Origin of the sequence: Stenotrophomonas pavanii (assembly GCF_900101175.1) — a bacterium.
GTDB classification, from domain to species: Bacteria; Pseudomonadota; Gammaproteobacteria; order Xanthomonadales; family Xanthomonadaceae; genus Stenotrophomonas; species Stenotrophomonas pavanii.
Window position 1 is genome coordinate 83,553 of record NZ_FNFQ01000004.1, and the last position, 17,774, is coordinate 101,326.

A 17,774-nucleotide genomic window follows, 5' to 3' on the forward strand; every position below is an offset into this window, starting at 1 on the left:
ATGGCGGCCGCGCAGGGCGCCCCGCACTGGGCCGACATCGGCGAATCGACGTCGGTGGCCGGCGTGCTGTTCCTGTGCTGGGTGCACCGCTGGTTCGGGCGCTGGCCGTTCCGCCTGTGCGTGTGGCCAGTGGTGGCCTGCCATTGGCTGGGCAACCGTGTAGGGCGCCAGGCCTCGATGCAGTACCTGCAGCGGCTGCAGGCGCACAGCGGCGTGCTCGGCCGCGCGCCGACACGGCGTGACAGCCTGCGCCACTTCTTCGCCTTCGCCGACACGATGCTGGACAAGATCCTCGGCCTGGGCGGGCGCTACCCGGCCGACCGCATCCACCTGCACCGCGACCTGGTACTGCAGAAGATCGCGCGCCGCGAGGGCGGGCTGATCCTCACCGCGCACATCGGCTGCCTGGAGCTGTGCCAGGTGCTGGCCGAGCAGGTGCCGGGATTCCGCATCACCGTGCTGGTGCATACCGCGCACGCGCAGCGCTTCAACCGTTTGCTGCAGCGGCTGGACCCGCTGGCGGCGGTGGAACTGGTGCAGGTGACCGAAATGGGGCCGGCCACGGCGGTGATGCTGGCCGAGCGCGTGGCGGCGGGGGGCTTCGTTGCCATCGTCGGCGACCGCACGCCGGTACAGGGTGGCCGCAGCGTCACCGCCGATTTCCTGGGCCACCGCGCGCCGTTCCCGATCGGCGCCTACGTGCTCGCCGCGGCGCTGGGGTGCCCGGTCTACACCATGGCCTGCCTGCACGAGGGCGACGGCTATCGGGTGGCATTCGAACAGTTCGCCGAACGCATCGTACTGCCGCGTGGCTCGCGCGACGCCGCGCTGGCCGAACAGGCACAGCGCTTCGCGCGCTGGCTGGAACTCCAGGTCATCCAGTCCCCGTTGGACTGGTTCAATTTCTTCCCCTTCTGGGATCAGGCTCCGCATGACGACTGACGCCGTACCCGTGTGCCGCTTTGGCGATGCACCGTTGACCATCGAAGACGTGGCTGCCCTGGCCCAGCGCCAGTGCGAGGCCGCACTGAGCGACGCACCGGCCTTCCGCGCGCACATCCAGCGCGGTGCCGACTTCCTCGACCGCCTGTTGCGCGAGGATGGCGTGATCTACGGCGTGACCACCGGCTATGGCGACTCGTGCACGGTGAACATCCCGCCGGCGCTGGTGGCCGAGCTGCCGCACCACTTGTACACCTACCACGGCTGCGGCCTGGGCCGTTACCTGGACCCGGTCGAGACCCGTGCGGTGCTGGCTGCGCGCCTGGCGTCGCTGGTGCGCGGCATGTCCGGCGTCAGCGTGCCGCTGCTGGAAGGCCTGGCCACGCTGCTGCAGCACGACGTGCTGCCGATGATCCCGGCCGAAGGCTCGGTCGGTGCCAGCGGCGACCTGACCCCGCTGTCGTACGTGGCGGCGGCGCTGTGCGGCGAGCGCGAGGTGCTGCACGACGGCCGCGTGCAGCCGGCGGCCGAAGTGCTGGCGAAGATCGGCATGACCCCGCTGAAGCTGCGGCCGAAGGAAGGCCTGGCGATCATGAACGGCACCGCGGTGATGACCGGCCTGGCCTGCCTGGCCTGGCAGCGCGCCGATTACCTGGCCCGCATGGCCACGCGGTTGACCGCGTTCAACGTGCTGGCCAGCGACGGCAACGCGCACCACTTCGACGAAACCCTGTTCGCCGCCAAGCCACACCCGGGCCAGGGCCGCATCGCTGCGCGCCTGCGCAGCGACCTGCACAGCGAACGCCCGCCGCGCAACGAACAGCGCCTGCAGGACCGCTACTCGTTGCGCTGCGCTCCGCACGTCATCGGCGTGCTGGAAGACAGCCTGCCGTTCCTGCGCCAGCTGATCGAAACCGAGCTGAACAGCGCCAACGACAACCCGCTGATCGATGCCGATGGCGAGCGCATCCTGCACGGCGGCCACTTCTACGGGGGCCACATCGCACTGGCGATGGACACCCTGAAGAACACCGTGGCCAACGTTGCCGATCTGCTTGACCGGCAGCTGGCGCTGGTGGTCGATGCCCGCTACAGCCATGGCCTGCCGGCCAACCTGTCGGCCGCCACCGGCCCGCGCGCGGCCATCAACCATGGCCTGAAGGCGCTGCAGATCAGCGTTTCGGCCTGGACCGCCGAAGCGCTGAAGCAGACCATGCCGGCCAGCGTGTTCTCGCGCTCCACCGAGTGCCACAACCAGGACAAGGTCAGCATGGGCACCATTGCCGCGCGCGACTGCCTGCGCGTGATCGAGCTGACCGAGCAGGTGGTGGCCGCGATGCTGATCGCTGCCCGCCAGGGCCTGGCGCTGCGCGAACGGGTTGGCCTGAACGCGCAGCTGCATGGCAGTCTGGCCGACATGTACGCCGACCTGGGGCAGCGCATCGCCCTGGTCGAAGAAGACCGCGCGCTGGATCGCGAACTGCGGGAACTGCTGGTGGAGATCCGCGCGCAACGTTGGGAGCTGTACGCCGGTGAATGAGGCCATCGAACGGGTTGGCGAAATCGCGTTGACCCCTGCCTTCCATGACTGCGATCCGATGAACGTGGTCTGGCATGGCAACTACTTCAAGTACTTCGAGATCGCGCGCTGCGCGCTGCTCGGTCGCTACGACTACGACTATCCACAGATGCTCGAATCGGGCTACCTGTGGCCGGTGGTCGATGCGCGGGTGAAGTACGTGCGGCCGCTGCTGTTCAACCAGGCCCTGCGCGTGGTCGCGCGCATCGTGGAATGGGAGAACCGGCTGAAGATCGAGTATGAAATCCTCGATGCGCAGAGCGGCCAGGTGCTGACGCGCGCGATGACCATCCAGGTCGCGGTGGACGCGGCCAGCAAGGAAATGCTGTACCAGTGCCCGCCGGTACTGTGGGAACGCCTGGGAGTGCCTGCACCGTGAACACCCTTGTCCGTCTTTCGAGCGTGCTGCTGTGCGCGCTGATCTTCGTTGCCGCACCACAGGTGCAGGCCGCCGACCCTGCCATCGATGCGATCACCCAGGCGGTGGCGCGGCCAGAGGTACTGCGTGGCCAGTTCAGCCAGGAAAAGCAGGTCAGCGGCTTCAAGAACCCGCTGCGCTCGCAGGGCCAGTTCGTGGTCGCGCGCCAGCACGGCGTGATCTGGGCCACGCTCAAGCCGTTCCCTTCCGAAGTGGTGGTCACCGCCGACCGCATCCTCAGCCGCCAGCGCGATGGCAGCACCCGTGTCGAGCTCGACGCACGGCAGCAGCCGGCGATGCGTTCGGTGAACGCGATCATGTTCGCGCTGATGAGCGGCGACGTGCAGGCGCTGTCGAGCCAGTTCAATGTGGCGGCCAGCCGTGAAGGGCAGGGCTGGCGGCTGCGCCTGACGCCGAAGTCGGCGATGCTGGCCAAGGCCTTCCAGTCGCTGACCCTGCAGGGTGACCGCTACGTGCGCCAGGTCGAGATCGTCGAGGCCAACAAGGACCGCACGCAGATCCAGTTCAGCGCGTTGAGCGAGGCACCGGCCACCCTCAGCGCTGACGAGGCACGCCGCTTTGAGTGAGGCCGTCGCATCGAACGCAGCGGCGCGGCTGCGGCGCTGGTGGCACTGGCTGGGCATCGCCTGGCTGGTGCTGCTGCTGGGCTTGGGCGCGCAGCAGTGGCACCTGTGGAGCCAGCAGTCGCGGATCGACACCGACATCCTCGCGCTGCTGCCGCAGGATGCCCATGACCGCCTGTTGAGCGACGTCACCCGGCGCATTGCCGACGGCAGCTCGCGGCAGGTGGTGGTACTGCTGGGCAGCAAGGATGGCGCTGCCGCCAAGCGCGCGCAGGCGGCCTTCGCTGCGGCCATGGCCGAGGACGTTGACCATGCATTGCTGGTGCCCAGTGGTTCGATCGAAGGCTGGTTCGACGAGGCGCGCGCGTTCTACGCGCCGTACCGCGACCGCCTGCTGACGCCGGCCCAGCGCGAGCAGCTGCAGGGCAGCGAGCCGGGCGCGCTGGCCGAGCAGGCGCTGGCTGCACTGTATGGCCCGATGGGCGCCCCGCGCCTGACCGACTGGCGGCAAGACCCGCTGTCGCTGTGGCCGCAATGGTGGCAGCAGCAGGCGCAGGGCTCAGGGTTGCGGCTGGGCGATGACGGCCTGCTCGAAGCCGAGGGCAGGCACTGGGCCGTGCTGCAGTTCGATACGCCGGGGTCGGCGTTCCAGCTGGATGGCGAGCGCCATCTCGATGGCCTGCTGGAACGTGCCGGGCAGGCCGCCAGGGCGGTGTCGCCGGAGCTGGAAATCCTGCATGCCGGCGTGCCGTTGCATGCCGAGGCGGCCGCAGTGCAGGCCAACCGTGAGATCAATACCATCGGCTGGGGCTCGCTGGCCGCGGTGCTGCTGCTGGTGTGGCTGGCGTTCCGTTCGCTGCGCCCGATCCTGCTGGTCGCCGCGTCGCTGCTGATCGGCTGTGGCGTGGCGCTGGCGGTGACCGTGCTGGTGTTCGGCAAGGTGCACGTGCTCACCCTGGTGTTCGGTGCATCGCTGGTGGGCGTGGCCGAGGATTACGGCATCCACTGGTTTGCGTCGCGCCAGGCCGAGCCGGCCGATCGCCGCTGGAAACTGCTGCGGCACCTGCTGCCGGGCCTGTGGCTGGCCCTGCTGACCAGCGCGCTGGCCTACCTGGCCCTGGGCCTGGCGCCGTTCCCGGGCCTGCGCCAGATGGCGCTGTTCTCGGTGGTCGGCCTGGCGGCCGCGTTCCTCACGGTGATCTTCTGGTTCCCGTGGCTGGATGGCGGCGAGATCCGCAAGACCCGTTTCTCGCAGTGGCTGGGCAACACGCTCGAGCGCTTCCCGCGGTTGCATGGCCGCCGGCCGGTGACGGTGTTCGTGGTGATCACGCTGGCGCTGTCCGCCATCGGCATTGCCCGCCTGCACAGCGACGACGACCTGCGCAGCCTGCAGTCCTCGCCGCCGGCGTTGATGGCCCAGCAGATCCGCCTGAGCCAATTGCTGGGCATGCCCAGCCCGGCGCAGTTCTATCTGGTGCAGGGCAGCGACGCTGCGCAGCTGCTGCAGCGCGAAGAGGCGCTGACCGGACGCCTGCGTGCGCTGGCCGCCGACAGGCGCATCGGCGGTTACCGCGCGATCAGTGACTGGCTTCCGTCGCCGGCACGCCAGCAGGCCGACGCCGCGCTGACCGCCAAGGTGGAACCGGGCGTGCTGCAGGCCGTGTCCGATGCGGTCGGAGAACCCTTGCCGCGCCCGGACTTCGCCACCACGCCGCTGACCGCCGAGGCATTCCTGGCCTCGCCGGCGTCGCAGCCGTTCCGCTACCTGTGGGTGGGTGAGGTCGGTGGGCAGATGATCAGCGTGGTGATGGTCGACGACCTGTCGCGCGCCGATGCGCTGGCGACCCTGCGTGGCGCGGCCGAGGGCTTGCCCGGCGTGCGCTGGGTGGATCGCACCGCCGACTTCTCGCAGCTGCTGGGCCACTACCGCAAGCTGATGGGGGGGCTGCTGCTGGTCGGCATCGTGCTGGTGTTCGGCGCGCTGTGGCTGCGCTACCGCCGCCAGGCCTGGCGCGTGTTCGCACCGACCCTGGTTGCCGGTGCGTTGACCCTGGGCCTGCTGGGCCTGTTCGGCCAGCCGCTGCAGCTGTTCAACGTGCTGGCGCTGATGCTGCTGCTGGGCATGGGCATCGACTACGGCATCTTCCTGATCGAGCACCGCGGCGACGCCAGCGCGTGGCTGGCCGTGTGCGTGGGCGCGGCCAGCACCTGGCTGTCGTTCGGCCTGCTCGGCCTGTCGCAGACGCCGGCGCTGCGCGCCTTTGGCCTGACCCTGTTGTTCGGCATCGGCCTGGTCTGGCTGATCTCGCCGCTGTTCCGGCCGCCGCCGCACGATCTGCCGCCGGCCTGACCGCGGTTTTCCCGACTTTCTTTTTTCCACTTGATCGAGCAACAAGGACGCACCGATGAACACTGCTGTGGATGCTGTCGAACGTACCGAGATCCTGATCATCGGCGCCGGTCCGGCCGGCTCGGTGGCCGCGGCGATGCTGCGCCAGCAGGGCCGCCAGGTCCTGATGCTGGAACGCCAGCAGTTCCCGCGCTTTTCCATCGGCGAAAGCCTGCTGCCGCAGAGCATGGAGTACATCGAGGCGGCCGGCCTGCTGCAGGACGTGGTCGAGGCGGGCTTCCAGCACAAGAACGGGGCCGCCTTCGTGCACGGCGAAGCGCGTACCGCATTCGACTTCAGGAAGAAGTTCTCGCCGGGCTGGGGCACCACCTATCAGGTGCAGCGCGCCGACTTCGACAACGTGCTGGCGCGCGGTGCCGAGCGCATGGGGGCCACGCTGCGTTTCGGCGACGAGGTGCTGTCGGTCGAGCCGGGCGAGCAGCCGGCGGTGACGGTGCGCCGCCCGGACGGCAGCGAGTACCGCATCGAGGCCGATTTCATCCTCGACGCCTCGGGCTTCGCGCGCCTGCTGCCGCGCCTGCTGCAGCTGGAGTCGCCGTCCAACTTCCCGGTGCGCGGCGCGATCTTCTGCCATGTGCGCGACAACATCCCGGCCGAAGCGGACTTCGATCGCAACAAGATCCTGATCACCACCCACCCCGAGCACGTCGACGTCTGGTACTGGACGATCCCGTTCTCCAACGGCTGCTGCTCGCTGGGCGTGGTGGCCGAGCCGTCGTTCTTCGAGCGCTACGACGGCGACGACCTGCAGAAACTGCAGGCGATCGTCGGCGAGGATCCGAACCTGACCCGGCTGCTGGCCAATGCCGAATGGGCGGTGCTGCCGGTACGCCGCATCACCGGCTACTCGGCCAATGTCAGTTCGTTGTGGGGGCCGGGCTATGCCCTGCTGGGCAATGCCGGCGAGTTCCTCGACCCGGTGTTCTCGTCCGGCGTGACCATCGCCTTCAAGTCCGCGCAGCTGGCCAGCGCATGCCTGGCGCGCCGCTATGCCGGCGAAGCCGTGGACTGGGAAGCGGAGTTCTCGGTCCCGCTGCGGGCGGGCGTGAAGACCTTCCGCCGCTTCGTCGAAAGCTGGTACGAAGGCGGTTTCCAGAAGATCATCTACCACCCGCAGCAGCAGCCCGAAGTGCGCGACATGATCAGCTCCATCCTGGCCGGTTACGCCTGGGACACCAACAACCCGTACGTGGCCGATGACAGTGGCCGCCGGATGCGCGTGCTGGAGCAGCTGTGCGGCGCCTGATCGCCCCTGCCACGGCACTGCTGCTGAGCCTGCTGCTGGCGGCCTGCGCCGGCCGCATGCCGAAGCCGTTGGTGGAACTGCCGCCGCTGCGCCTGTCGCCGGCCAGCCTGCCGGCGCCGCTGGCGTTGCAGCAGCAACTGCATTTCCGTTTCGGCAGCCATGAACGCGACCTCGATGCGCTGCTGGAAGCCGATGCGCAGCAGGTGCAGCTGGCCGTGCAGGCGATGGGCCAGACCGGTGTGCGCCTGCAGTGGGACGGCCAGCAGCTGACCCAGCAGCGCGCGCCGTGGCTGCCGCCGCAGGTGCGCGCCGAGCGCGTGCTGGATGACCTGCAGTTCGCGCTGTGGCCGACCGCGGCCATCGCGGCCGCACTGCCGGCCGGCTGGCAGGTCCGCGACGATGGCCATCAGCGCAGCCTGTCGCGCGATGGCACGGTGTGGCTGCAGCTGCAGCGCCTGGACGATGGCAGCGTGCAGCTGGACAACCGGGCCGAAGGCTATGCGCTGCGCATCGAATCGATCGACATGGCCGGGCCGGATCGATGAGTGCACCGATCTACCTCAACGACCTGGGCGTGGTCTGCGCGCTCGGCGATGGCCGCGACGCGGTGGCGTCGGCGATGTTCGCCGGCGTGCCGGGCGGGCTCAGCGACAACGATACCCTGCTGCCGGGACACACCCTGGCGCTGGGGCAGGTGCGTACACCGCTGCCGACGCTGGAAGAACTGCCGGCCGCCCTGCGCGGGCGCAACAACGCCCTGCTTGACGTGGCGCTGGCGCAGATCGCACCGGCGGTGGCCGCCGCGATCGCCCGCCACGGCGCCGAACGCGTGGCGGTCATGCTGGGTACCAGTACCTCGGGCATCGGTGAATCCGAGCAGGCCCTGCGCACCCATGCCGAACAGGGCCAATGGCCGCCCGGGTTCGATTACGCCCAGCAGGAAATGGGCACCGCCGCGCAGTTCGTGCGCCAGCGCAGTGGCGCGCAGGGCCCGGCATGGACGCTGTCCACCGCCTGCTCGTCCAGCGCCAAGGCCTTGATGTCGGCCGCACGCATGCTGCGCGCGGGCATCGTCGATGCAGTGATCGCCGGCGGTGCCGATTCGCTGTGCCGCTTCACCGTGGCCGGCTTCAGCGCGCTGGAATCGGTATCGGCGCTGCGCTGCAATCCATTCTCGCAGCATCGCGCCGGCATCAACATCGGCGAGGGCGCCGCGCTGTTCCTGCTCACCCGCGAGCCCGGCCCGGTATGCCTGGCCGGCTGGGGTGAGTCGGCCGACGCGCACCACATGTCCGCCCCCGACCCGCAGGGGCTTGGCGCCATCGATGCCCTGCAGCAGGCGTTGCTGCGCGCCGGCTGGGCGGCCGATGAGGTGGACTACGTGAACCTGCATGGCACCGCCACCGGCCACAACGATGCGATGGAAAGCCTGGCGGTGGCGCAGGTGCTGGGCAACGGCGTGCCGGCCAGTTCAACCAAACCGCTGACCGGCCACACGCTGGGTGCTTCGGGCGCGATCGAGGCAGCGCTGTGCTGGATCGTGCTGGCCGAGAACCCGCAGCAGCAGCTGCCACCTCACTGGTGGGACGGCGTGGCCGACCCCGCATTGCCGGTGCTGCCGCTGGTCGCACCGGCCACCCGCCTGGCGCATCCGGCGCGGCGGGTACTGAGCAATTCGTTCGCCTTCGGCGGCAGCAATGCCGTGCTGGCGCTGGAGCGTCGATGAACACGCTGTACGCGATCGAAGAGGTGGTGCCGCACCGCCAGGACATGTGCCTGCTGGAGCGCATCACGCACTGGGACCAGGACACCATCGAGGCCGAGCTGGTGGTGCCCGACGCGGGCCTGTTCGTCGAGGAGGGCCAGGTGCCGGCGTGGGTCGGCATCGAATACATGGCGCAGGCCATCGCGGCCTGGGCCGGTTGCCGTGCGCGTGCGGCCGGCAAGCCGCCGCAGTTGGGCTTCCTGCTTGGCAGCCGCCGCTACAGCAGCCCGCGCAGCAGCTTTCCCAGCGGATCGCGGCTGCGCGTGCAGGCGCGCTGCGAGCTGTTGGGCGACAATGGATTGGGGATGTTCGCCTGCCGCATCCTGGCAGGCGAGGACGAATGGGCGACAGCCAACGTGTCGGTGTTCGAACCGGCCGACGCGATGGCCTATCTGGAGAGTGGACAGGCATGACAGGGAATCGAAGCGTGCTGGTGACCGGCGCCAGCCGGGGCATTGGCCGGGCCATCGCGCTACGCATCGCGCGTGACGGCTTCGACGTGGTGGTGCATTGCCGCAGCCGCGTGGATGAAGCGCAGGCGGTGGTGGCCGAGATCGAGGCACTGGGCCAGCAGGCCCGCGTGCTGGTGTTCGACGTGGCCGACCGCGCGTCTGCGCGGGCCGCGCTGGAGGCCGATGTCGAAGCGCATGGCGCGTACTACGGCGTGGTCTGCAATGCCGGCATCGCCCGTGACGGCGCCTTCCCGGCGTTGTCGGCCGACGACTGGGACCAGGTCATCCACACCAACCTGGATGGCTTCTACAACGTGCTGCATCCCCTGATCATGCCGATGGTGCGGCGGCGCAAGCCGGGCCGCATCGTCACCCTGTCGTCGGTATCCGGGCTCGCCGGGAACCGCGGGCAGGTCAACTACAGCGCCGCCAAGGCCGGCATCATCGGGGCCACCAAGGCGCTGGCGCTGGAACTGGCCAGCCGCCAGATCACCGTCAATTGCGTGGCCCCGGGCCTGATCGAGACCGAAATGCTCAACGATGAAGTGGTTGAACACGCGCTCAAGCTGATTCCCGCCGGCCGCGTCGGTCGTCCCGACGAAGTGGCGGCGACGGTGGCGTTCCTGCTGTCCGAGCCGGCCGGCTACATCACCCGCCAGGTGATCTCGGTGAACGGAGGCATGATCTGATGGCCGCCGATCGTCGCGTGGTGGTCACCGGCGCCGCCGCCATCAGTCCGCTCGGCCACGACTGGCCCACCATCGAAGCGCACCTGCGCAGTTGCCGCAATGCCGTGCGTGCAATGCCCGAGTGGGATGTGTATGCCGGCCTGAACACCAAACTGGCCGCGCCGGCGCAGGACTTCGAGCTGCCGCCGAACTACAACCGCAAGACCACCCGCTCGATGGGCAAGGTTGCGATCATGTCGGTGCGTGCCACCGAGGTGGCGCTGCGCGAGGCAGGCCTGCACGAGCACCCGGTGCTGCGCAGCGGCCGTACCGGCGTGGCCTATGGTTCCTCGTCGGGCAGCCATGAGGCCACCGGTGAATTCGGGCGCATGCTCAACGAGTTCACCACCGATGGCATCAGTGCCACCACCTACCTGAAGATGATGAGCCACACCGCGCCGGTCAACATCGGCGTGTTCTTCGGCCTGTCCGGGCGCGTGTACACCACGTCCAGTGCCTGCACCTCCGGCAGCCAGGGCGTGGGTGCGGCCTATGAAGCGATCCGCAGCGGCAAGCAGACGGTGATGGTGGCCGGCGGTGCCGAGCAGCTCGATGCCACCGCTGCGGCGGTGTTCGACACGCTGTTCGCCACCAGCGTGCGCAATGACGCGCCGCAGACCACGCCGCGCCCGTTCGATGCCGGCCGTGATGGCCTGGTACTGGGCGAGGGCGCCTGCACGCTGATCCTGGAGGACCTGGAACACGCGCAGGCGCGTGGCGCCACCATCCTGGCCGAGGTGGTCGGCTACGGCACCAACAGCGATGGCCAGCACGTCACCCAGCCCAGCGCCGACACCATGGCCCAGGCCATGCGCCTGGCGCTGGAAGATGCCGGCCTGGACGCGGCGCAGATCGACTACGTCAACGCGCACGGCACCGCCACCGACCACGGTGACATCGCCGAAACCCAGGCCACCGCGCAGGTGTTCGGCAACCGCGTGCCGATCAGCTCGCTGAAGAGCTACGTCGGCCACATGCTGGGTGCCTGTGGCGCGTTCGAGGCCTGGCTGAGCATCGAGATGATGCGCGCCGGCTGGTTCGCGCCCACCCTGAACCTGGCCGAGGTCGACCCGCGCTGTGGCCAGCTCGACTTCATCACCGGGCAGGGCCGCGAGCTGCAGGCCGAGTACGTGATGAGCAACAACTTCGCTTTCGGCGGCATCAACACCTCGCTGGTGTTCCGCCGCTGGCGCGAGTGACCCACCGTCCCACCGCACTGTTTCCGCTACCCACCCGCACCCCTGACAAGGAGAAGTTTCGATGCGCCGCACTCTCATGATCGCCACTGCCACCGCGCTGCTGGCCCTGACCTCCACCGCCTCTGCCCGCGACACGCGTGTCGAACAGTCCCTGCAGGAACTGGTCAATTCGCAGGCCGCCAAGGACGCCGGCATTGACGGCAGCGTGCGCTTCTACCTGGCCGGCCAGCCGGTCAGCGTGCAGCAGCGCCTGGGCGAAGACGTGACCAACAAGAAGACCAACGCGGCCAACAAGAGCGATGCCGAGGCCTGCCGCTGGGTCGCGCTGTCGGCGCTGCGCGCGCTGCAGGACGGTGCCAAGTCGCGCGGCGCCAACGCCGTGGTCGACATCGTCAGCTACTACAAGAAGAACGAGTTCAAGAGCAGCACCAACTACGAGTGCTACGCCGGCGCCATCCTCGCCGGTGTCGCGCTGAAGGGCACCTACGCCAAGGTCAAGTAAGCGCCCGTGTGGCGGCGGCGCTGGCTGAACGTCGCCGCCACATTGCTGAACCCCGCCGGGGAAACGCCGCCGATCACGCCGCCATCGTCGGCTGACGGCTTTCCCCGCTGTCGGCTTTCCGACACAATCATGGCTCTTCCCGGGTTATCGTCCCGCGGACATGCACGCCTACGTCTATAAAAGCCAACTCAAGCCGGACACCTACGTCTACGTTCCCCGACGCGATGATTTCAGTGCGCTGCCCGCGCCGCTGCTGAGCTCGCTGGGGGCGCTCGCCTTCGTCCTGGAAGTGGCCCTGGATGCCCAGCGCCGCCTGGCCCAGGCCGATCCGGAAAAGGTCCGCAGTGAAATGAGCGAACGCGGGTTCTATCTGCAGGTGCCGCCGTCGGTGGCCAGCCTGATGCCGCGTCACTATGACTGACGCCTCCCGACCGCGCGTCCTGTCGATCGCCTTCGCCGCCGGTGCCGTGCTGGCGCTGGGCGCCGCAGTGGGCGGCGTTCCGGGTGCCCTGCTTGCCGCATTGGCGCAGCCGGCGTTCGCGCTGGGGGTGTCGTGGTGGCGCCGCAGCCGCGCGCTGCGGCCGCTGGCGCTGGTGGCTCGCCAGGACCTGCCGGCGCTGCTGGCGCTGTGGGCCGCCGCGCCGCTGCTGCTGGCCCTGCTGCTGGCCTGGCCGTTGGCGGCACTGCGTGACAGCGGCAGCCTGGCTGCGGTGCTGGGCCTGAGCGTGCTGGTCAGTGCCGGCCTGCTGGCGGCCTGGCGCACCTGGCCGCTGTGGAACGATGTCGAACGCCTGGATGGCAGCCTGGCCCAGCACTGGCAGGCACTGGCCGGCCGCGACCTGACCGCCTGGCGTGGTCTTGGCGTGGCCGCGCTGGTGATCGCCTTGGCCGCACTGGTGGTGCTGCCGGCCTGGCCGGGCCTGTTGCCGGACAGCGCACGCTGGCCGGCTGCGCTGGCGGTCGTGGTGCTGTCGCCGCTGCTGCACCTGCTGCTGCAGCGGGTCGCGCCCGCGCCGCTGGTGTCGTTGCGGCCCAGCCCGTTGGCGGCGGCCAGCAGCGACCACGAACCGATGTTCGCAGCGGTGGCGGACACCGCGCCGCTGGAAGCCATGGCGCCGCAGGAACTGACCCCTGCGCTGTATGAAGCCGCCCGCCACGGCCGCGTCGACCGTGCCCTGCAGCTGCTGCAGGCCGGCGCCGACCCCTACGCGCTGCCGGACCCGGACTGGCGTGACCAGCGCAGCCTGGCGGTGCTGGCCGCAGTGCTGCCGGACCTGCGCCTGCTGCGCGAACTGATTGCCCGCGGCGTCGATGTGAATGCGCCCCACCGGGGCATGACGCCGCTGTTGGCCGCCACCCGCGACAGCTGGCATGGCCGTCCCGAAGCGGTGATGACCCTGCTCGCCAACGGCGCCGATTCGCGCGCCACCGACAGCGACGGCAACACCCCGCTGCACCATGCCGCGCGCAGTTCCGACCCGGGTGTGGCGGCGTTGCTGCGCGATGCCGCAGCCGAAGTGGATGCACTCAACCGCGACGGCTGGTCGCCGCTGGCAGTGGCCTGCCAGGTCGGCAACTGGCGCCTGGCCCGTTTCCTGCTCGAGCGCGGTGCACGCAGCGAACCGGCCGAAGGCACCCCGGTGCTGCTGGCCGCCGCCGCCACCGAGGACGACGATCCGGCCGGCGTGCAGCTGCTGCTCAAGCACAAGGCACGCGCCGACGCGCGTGATCGCCAGCGCCGCAGCGCGCTGCACGAGGCAGCGCTGGCCGGCCACGTGGAGATCATCGGCGTGCTGCTGGGCGCCGGCGCCAACCTGGAAGCGCGCGATGCACTGGGCCGCACGCCGTGGCTGGAAGCCGCCCGTGCCGGTCGTGCCGCCGTGGTCGAGCACCTGCTGCCGCACAAGCCGGACCTGGTCGCGGTGGACGGCGAAGGCCGCAATGCGGTGCAGCTGGCGGTGATGGCCGAGGATGTCTCGCCGCTGCTGATCAAGCGCCTGGTCGAACTGGGCATCGCCGCCGACGCCACCGACCCGGTTGGCCGCCGCGCGGTGGACTACGCGGCCGAAGCGGGCCGCTGGGCGATCGTGGCCCTGCTGGACCCGTCCTATCCGCTGCCGGCAGCCGTCAGTGATGGGCTGGCCGAGCGCGGTGAAGCGGCCAGCGCCAGCGGCCTGTTGCCGGACCGTCCGCCGCTGACCCTGCTGCGCGAAGCGCTGGGCTTCGGCAACACCGATGGCATGGCCGCGCTGGCCAAGCTGTGCCAGCCGGAGGAACTCGGCGGCCTGCTGCTCGATCCGGAGCTGGCACTGGAGCCGCGCGCGGTCGATTGGCTGCTGGCCCACGGTGCCGACCCCTATGTGCGCGACGCCTGCGCCGATACGCCGATGTTCGCGCTGCTGTCGCGCGGGATCGACGCGGTGCCGGCGCTGCAGGTGATGCTGCAGCGCGGCCTGTCACCGGCCGGCCGCGGTGGGCTGGCACGCTTCCTGGCCGCCTGCGCGCAGCACGACCAGGCCGCCCGCGGCCTGGAACAGCTGGCGCTGGAACTGCTGGAACGTGGCGCGGACCCGTTCGCAGCCTCGCCGGCCGGTGACCCACCGCTGTCGCTGGCGGTACGCCTGGGCTGGCTGCGCCTGCAGCAGGCCCTGCTCAAGGCGGGCGTCGATCGCGAGGCGCGCGACAGTCATGGCATGACCGCACTGCACCTGGCCACCGCGCTGGCCCGCGAAGGCGCACTGAAGCTGCTGGTGCAGCACGGTGCCTCGCCGGAAGCGCGTGCTGCCGATGGCCAGACGCCGCTGGGCGTGGCGCTGTCGATCGGCCGCCGCGATCTGGCCGACTGGCTGGACTGGCGGGTGTGGCCGCTGCCGCGCCGTACCCTGCGCGAAGCGGATCTGCCGGCCGCGGCCATGGCCGGCGATGTCGACGCGGTGCGTCGCCTGATCGATCTGGGATTTGCCGTCGACGCCGTCGATGCACAGGGCTGCACGGCACTGCTGCGTGCCGCCGGCGGTGGCCACCTGGCGGTGACCGACCTGCTGCTGGCACGCGGCGCCGATCCGCAGCACGCTGCCGCCAGTGGCGCGACGCCGTTGTCGGCCGCGGTCAGCATGCGCCAGGTGGACATTGTCTCGGCTCTGCTTGATGCCGGCGCCAAGCTGGAACACCGCCTGCCGGGCGGGGTGACCGTGCTGATGCTGGCCTCGGCGCTGGGCCTGCCGGACATCGCCGCGCGCCTGCTCACCGCCGGTGCCGACGTGCATGCCGGTGACGCGCAGCAACTGGGGCCGCTGCACTGTGCCGCGCTGTATGGCTTCAGCGCCCGCGACCGCTCCCGCCTGCTGGCCCTGCTCGACACCCTGCTGCTGGCCGGTGCCGAACCGGACCAGGCGGCGGCGGGCTCGGTCACGCCGTTGCTGCTGCTGCTGGGCGCACGTGCCGAGCCGGGCACCGCCTGCGACGAGCAGGTGGTGATGGCGGCGGTGGAACGGCTTCTGGATGAGGACGTCAGCCTGGACGTGCGTGACCCGCGCGGCTTCGGTCCGCTGCACCTGGCCGCGCTGCATGGCCTGCCGTTGCTGGTGCAGCGCCTGCTGCGTGCCGGTGCCGATCCGGAGGCGCGGGACAGCCTCAACCGCAGTCCGCGCGAGATCGCAGTGATGCGCGGCTTCATCGACGTGGCCGGCGAATTCGAACCGCGCGTGCCGGGTGTTTCGTCGATGGCGCGGTTCCTGCGCGACAACGGCTGAGGGTCGGGGTCGGAATCCGCAGTGGGTAGTGCCGGCCGCTGGCCGGCAACCTCCTGAGACCTCCGGGATACCGAGGCTGCCGGCCAGCGGCCGGCACTACCAGGTCCACCCTCGATCGGCACACCTAGGTGTCGTCGCTTTCCGCGTCGGCCTCGAACAGGTGCATCAGGTCATTGCGTGCATCGCGCGAGGTCTGGATCACCGCCGCCTCGTCGTCGTACACCAGATACTGGTCGCGCAGCAGCTGCTCGTCGTGTTCGCGGAAGCGTTGCACATGGCGCTCGGCCACGTCCGGTGCCACGCCCAGCGCGGTCAACACGCGGCCGCTCATCTCCAGGCTGGTACCGAACACCTCGCGGAACGGCTCGGCCGACATGTCCATCAGGCGCCACGCATGCTGGCGATTGCGCGCGCGCGCCAGCACTTTCGCGTCCGGGTACAGCCGGCGCACCATGCGCACGGCGCGCAGGTTGGTCTCCGGGTCGTCCACGGTGATCACGAACACATCGATGTGCTCGCCGCCGGCGGCGCGCAGCATCTCCGGCCGGGTCGGATCGCCGTAGTAGAGCTGGTTGCCGAAGCGGCGCAGGTCGGCCACGGTGTCCGGGTTCGCCTCCAGCGCCACGAACGGCACCTTCTGCGCGGTCAGCAGGCGCGCGATCACCTGGCCGAAACGCCCCATGCCGGCGATCAGCACCTTGGGCCGGTTGTCGGGTGCCACCTTGTCGGCCTCGGCCGCCTCGCGCGGTGTGGTCTTCTCCTGGCCGAGCAGCTTGAGCAGCACGATCATCAGCAGCGGCGTGATCGCCATCGACAGGCCGACGATGGCCACCAGCCGGTCGTGGTTGGCATTGCCCAGCAGGTGCGCGCGCTGCGCTTCGTTGAACACCACGAAGGCGAACTCGCCCCCCAGCCACAGCACACTGCCCAGCAGCAGCGACTGTCGCCGGCTGAGCCGGGCGATGCGGCCGATCACGTACAGCAGGCTGAATTTGACCACCAGCAGGATCGCGACGCCGGCCGCGATCAGCCAGGGCTCGGCGGCAATGCGGTCAAGGTCGATGCCCATGCCCACGGCAATGAAGAACAGGCCCAGCAGCAGGCCCTTGAACGGCTCGATCTGCGCTTCCAGTTCATGCCGGAATTCCGAATCGGACAGCAGCACGCCGGCCAGGAACGCGCCCAGGCTGGGGCTGAGGCCGGCTTCCTGCATGAACCAGGCGGTGCCAAGCACCACCAGCAGGGCGGTGGCGGTGAACACTTCCGGGCTGCGGGTGCGCGCGATGATGCCAAATACCCGGCGCAGGACCGGCCGCCCGCACAGGATCACCACGGCCAGCGCGCCCAGCGCCACCATTGCATCCTCGATGCGCAGGGTCTCGTTCTTCACCCCGCCCAGCAGCGGGATGGCCGCCAGCAGCGGAATCGCGATCAGGTCCTGGAACAGCAGGATGGCAAAGCCCAGCCGGCCATGGTCGCTGTTGATCGCCTTGTGCTCGGACAGCAGCTGCAGGCCCACCGCGGTGGACGACAGCGCCAGCGCCACGCCCACCACCAGCGCGCTCTTCCACTGGAAATGGTCGAGCAGCAGCAGGCCGCCGAGCACCAGCCCGGACAGCGCCACCTGCGCCGCACCGGCACCGAACACCGAGCGCCGCATCACCTTCAGGCGCGCCGGCGACAGCTCCAGGCCGATCACGAACAGCAGCATCACCACCCCGATCTCGGCCGCGCCGAGGATGCGGTCGGCGTCCTGCACGAAGCCCAACCCGTCCGGGCCCAGCACCACGCCCGCCGCCAGATAGCCCAGCACCGCGCCGAAGCCGAACTTCTTGAACACCGGCACGGCGATGACCGCTGCCAGCAACAGCACCAGGGCCAGTTCCAGACCACCGCTATGCATGGGAATACCTGGTCATCGGGGAAGCCCGCAGTGCGTCCGTTCGGGGGAAAGGCGTGGCGAGCGCCACGGCCCCATTATGCGCGCCGGCCGGTGCAGGCACGAGAACAACCTGCCATGCCGGCGCCTGGCGCAGGGCCAGCGGGTTGACCTGCATGGCGCACGGGTCCAGACTGCCCGCCGCTGGCGGCGCGACCGCCGCACACGCATCCCGGAGTCCCCAACCCATGTCCAGCGACAGTAGAAGTCGACCTCGTTCGACGCCAGCGATGGCCACCGCCTGACATCGGGACGGTC

At 70.0% G+C, this 17,774-nt stretch carries 15 protein-coding genes; 14 read left to right on the forward strand and 1 reads right to left on the reverse strand.

Annotation, left to right across the window (positions count from 1 at the left end; all coding sequences use genetic code 11):
- From BLS66_RS08965 to BLS66_RS09030, 14 genes are all read left to right on the forward strand, one after another.
- On the forward strand, positions 1-942 hold the full coding sequence (locus BLS66_RS08965; RefSeq protein WP_053462596.1) for a lysophospholipid acyltransferase family protein: 942 nt from the start codon (positions 1-3) through the stop codon (positions 940-942).
- Complete coding sequence (locus tag BLS66_RS08970) at positions 932-2,482, forward strand: HAL/PAL/TAL family ammonia-lyase (protein WP_074725677.1); 1,551 nt, start codon at positions 932-934, stop codon at positions 2,480-2,482. The genes BLS66_RS08965 and BLS66_RS08970 overlap by 11 nt, the downstream gene beginning before the upstream one ends.
- Positions 2,475-2,900: an acyl-CoA thioesterase gene (locus tag BLS66_RS08975; protein ID WP_014648843.1), complete on the forward strand. Its 426-nt coding sequence runs from the start codon at positions 2,475-2,477 to the stop codon at positions 2,898-2,900. Before BLS66_RS08970 ends, BLS66_RS08975 begins: the two co-directional genes overlap by 8 nt.
- Positions 2,897-3,526: a LolA family protein gene (locus tag BLS66_RS08980; RefSeq protein ID WP_074725678.1), complete on the forward strand. Its 630-nt coding sequence runs from the start codon at positions 2,897-2,899 to the stop codon at positions 3,524-3,526. Before BLS66_RS08975 ends, BLS66_RS08980 begins: the two co-directional genes overlap by 4 nt.
- The gene (locus tag BLS66_RS08985; RefSeq protein ID WP_074725679.1) at positions 3,519-5,873 is read left to right on the forward strand and encodes an MMPL family transporter; all 2,355 of its coding nucleotides are present in this window, start codon (positions 3,519-3,521) and stop codon (positions 5,871-5,873) included. The genes BLS66_RS08980 and BLS66_RS08985 overlap by 8 nt, the downstream gene beginning before the upstream one ends.
- Before the next feature lie 55 nt (positions 5,874-5,928).
- Positions 5,929-7,179, forward strand: coding sequence for an NAD(P)/FAD-dependent oxidoreductase (locus BLS66_RS08990; RefSeq protein ID WP_049471199.1), 1,251 nt, complete (start codon positions 5,929-5,931; stop codon positions 7,177-7,179).
- Positions 7,167-7,724, forward strand: a complete 558-nt coding sequence (locus BLS66_RS08995; RefSeq protein ID WP_064239505.1) for a DUF3261 domain-containing protein — start codon at positions 7,167-7,169, stop codon at positions 7,722-7,724. The genes BLS66_RS08990 and BLS66_RS08995 overlap by 13 nt, the downstream gene beginning before the upstream one ends.
- Entirely contained in the window at positions 7,721-8,905 is a 1,185-nt protein-coding gene (locus BLS66_RS09000) for a beta-ketoacyl-[acyl-carrier-protein] synthase family protein (RefSeq protein ID WP_074725680.1), read from the forward strand. The genes BLS66_RS08995 and BLS66_RS09000 overlap by 4 nt, the downstream gene beginning before the upstream one ends.
- Entirely contained in the window at positions 8,902-9,357 is a 456-nt protein-coding gene (locus tag BLS66_RS09005) for a hotdog family protein (protein ID WP_032960608.1), read from the forward strand. Before BLS66_RS09000 ends, BLS66_RS09005 begins: the two co-directional genes overlap by 4 nt.
- Positions 9,354-10,085 (forward strand): 3-oxoacyl-ACP reductase FabG, encoded by a 732-nt coding sequence (gene fabG / locus BLS66_RS09010; protein ID WP_049471205.1) that lies wholly within the window; start codon positions 9,354-9,356, stop codon positions 10,083-10,085. The genes BLS66_RS09005 and fabG overlap by 4 nt, the downstream gene beginning before the upstream one ends.
- Positions 10,085-11,323, forward strand: a complete 1,239-nt coding sequence (locus tag BLS66_RS09015; protein WP_074725681.1) for a beta-ketoacyl-ACP synthase — start codon at positions 10,085-10,087, stop codon at positions 11,321-11,323. Before fabG ends, BLS66_RS09015 begins: the two co-directional genes overlap by 1 nt.
- Positions 11,324-11,384: 61 nt before the next feature.
- Entirely contained in the window at positions 11,385-11,825 is a 441-nt protein-coding gene (locus BLS66_RS09020; protein WP_005420284.1) for a hypothetical protein, read from the forward strand.
- A gap of 160 nt (positions 11,826-11,985) precedes the next feature.
- Entirely contained in the window at positions 11,986-12,246 is a 261-nt protein-coding gene (locus BLS66_RS09025) for a YcgL domain-containing protein (RefSeq protein WP_049459612.1), read from the forward strand.
- Positions 12,239-15,577, forward strand: a complete 3,339-nt coding sequence (locus BLS66_RS09030; RefSeq protein WP_057494055.1) for an ankyrin repeat domain-containing protein — start codon at positions 12,239-12,241, stop codon at positions 15,575-15,577. The genes BLS66_RS09025 and BLS66_RS09030 overlap by 8 nt, the downstream gene beginning before the upstream one ends.
- A gap of 124 nt (positions 15,578-15,701) precedes the next feature.
- On the opposite strand, the gene BLS66_RS09035 is transcribed toward BLS66_RS09030, so the two are convergent.
- Entirely contained in the window at positions 15,702-17,480 is a 1,779-nt protein-coding gene (locus BLS66_RS09035) for a monovalent cation:proton antiporter-2 (CPA2) family protein (protein WP_049459610.1), read from the reverse strand.
- Positions 17,481-17,774: the final 294 nt, after the last annotated feature.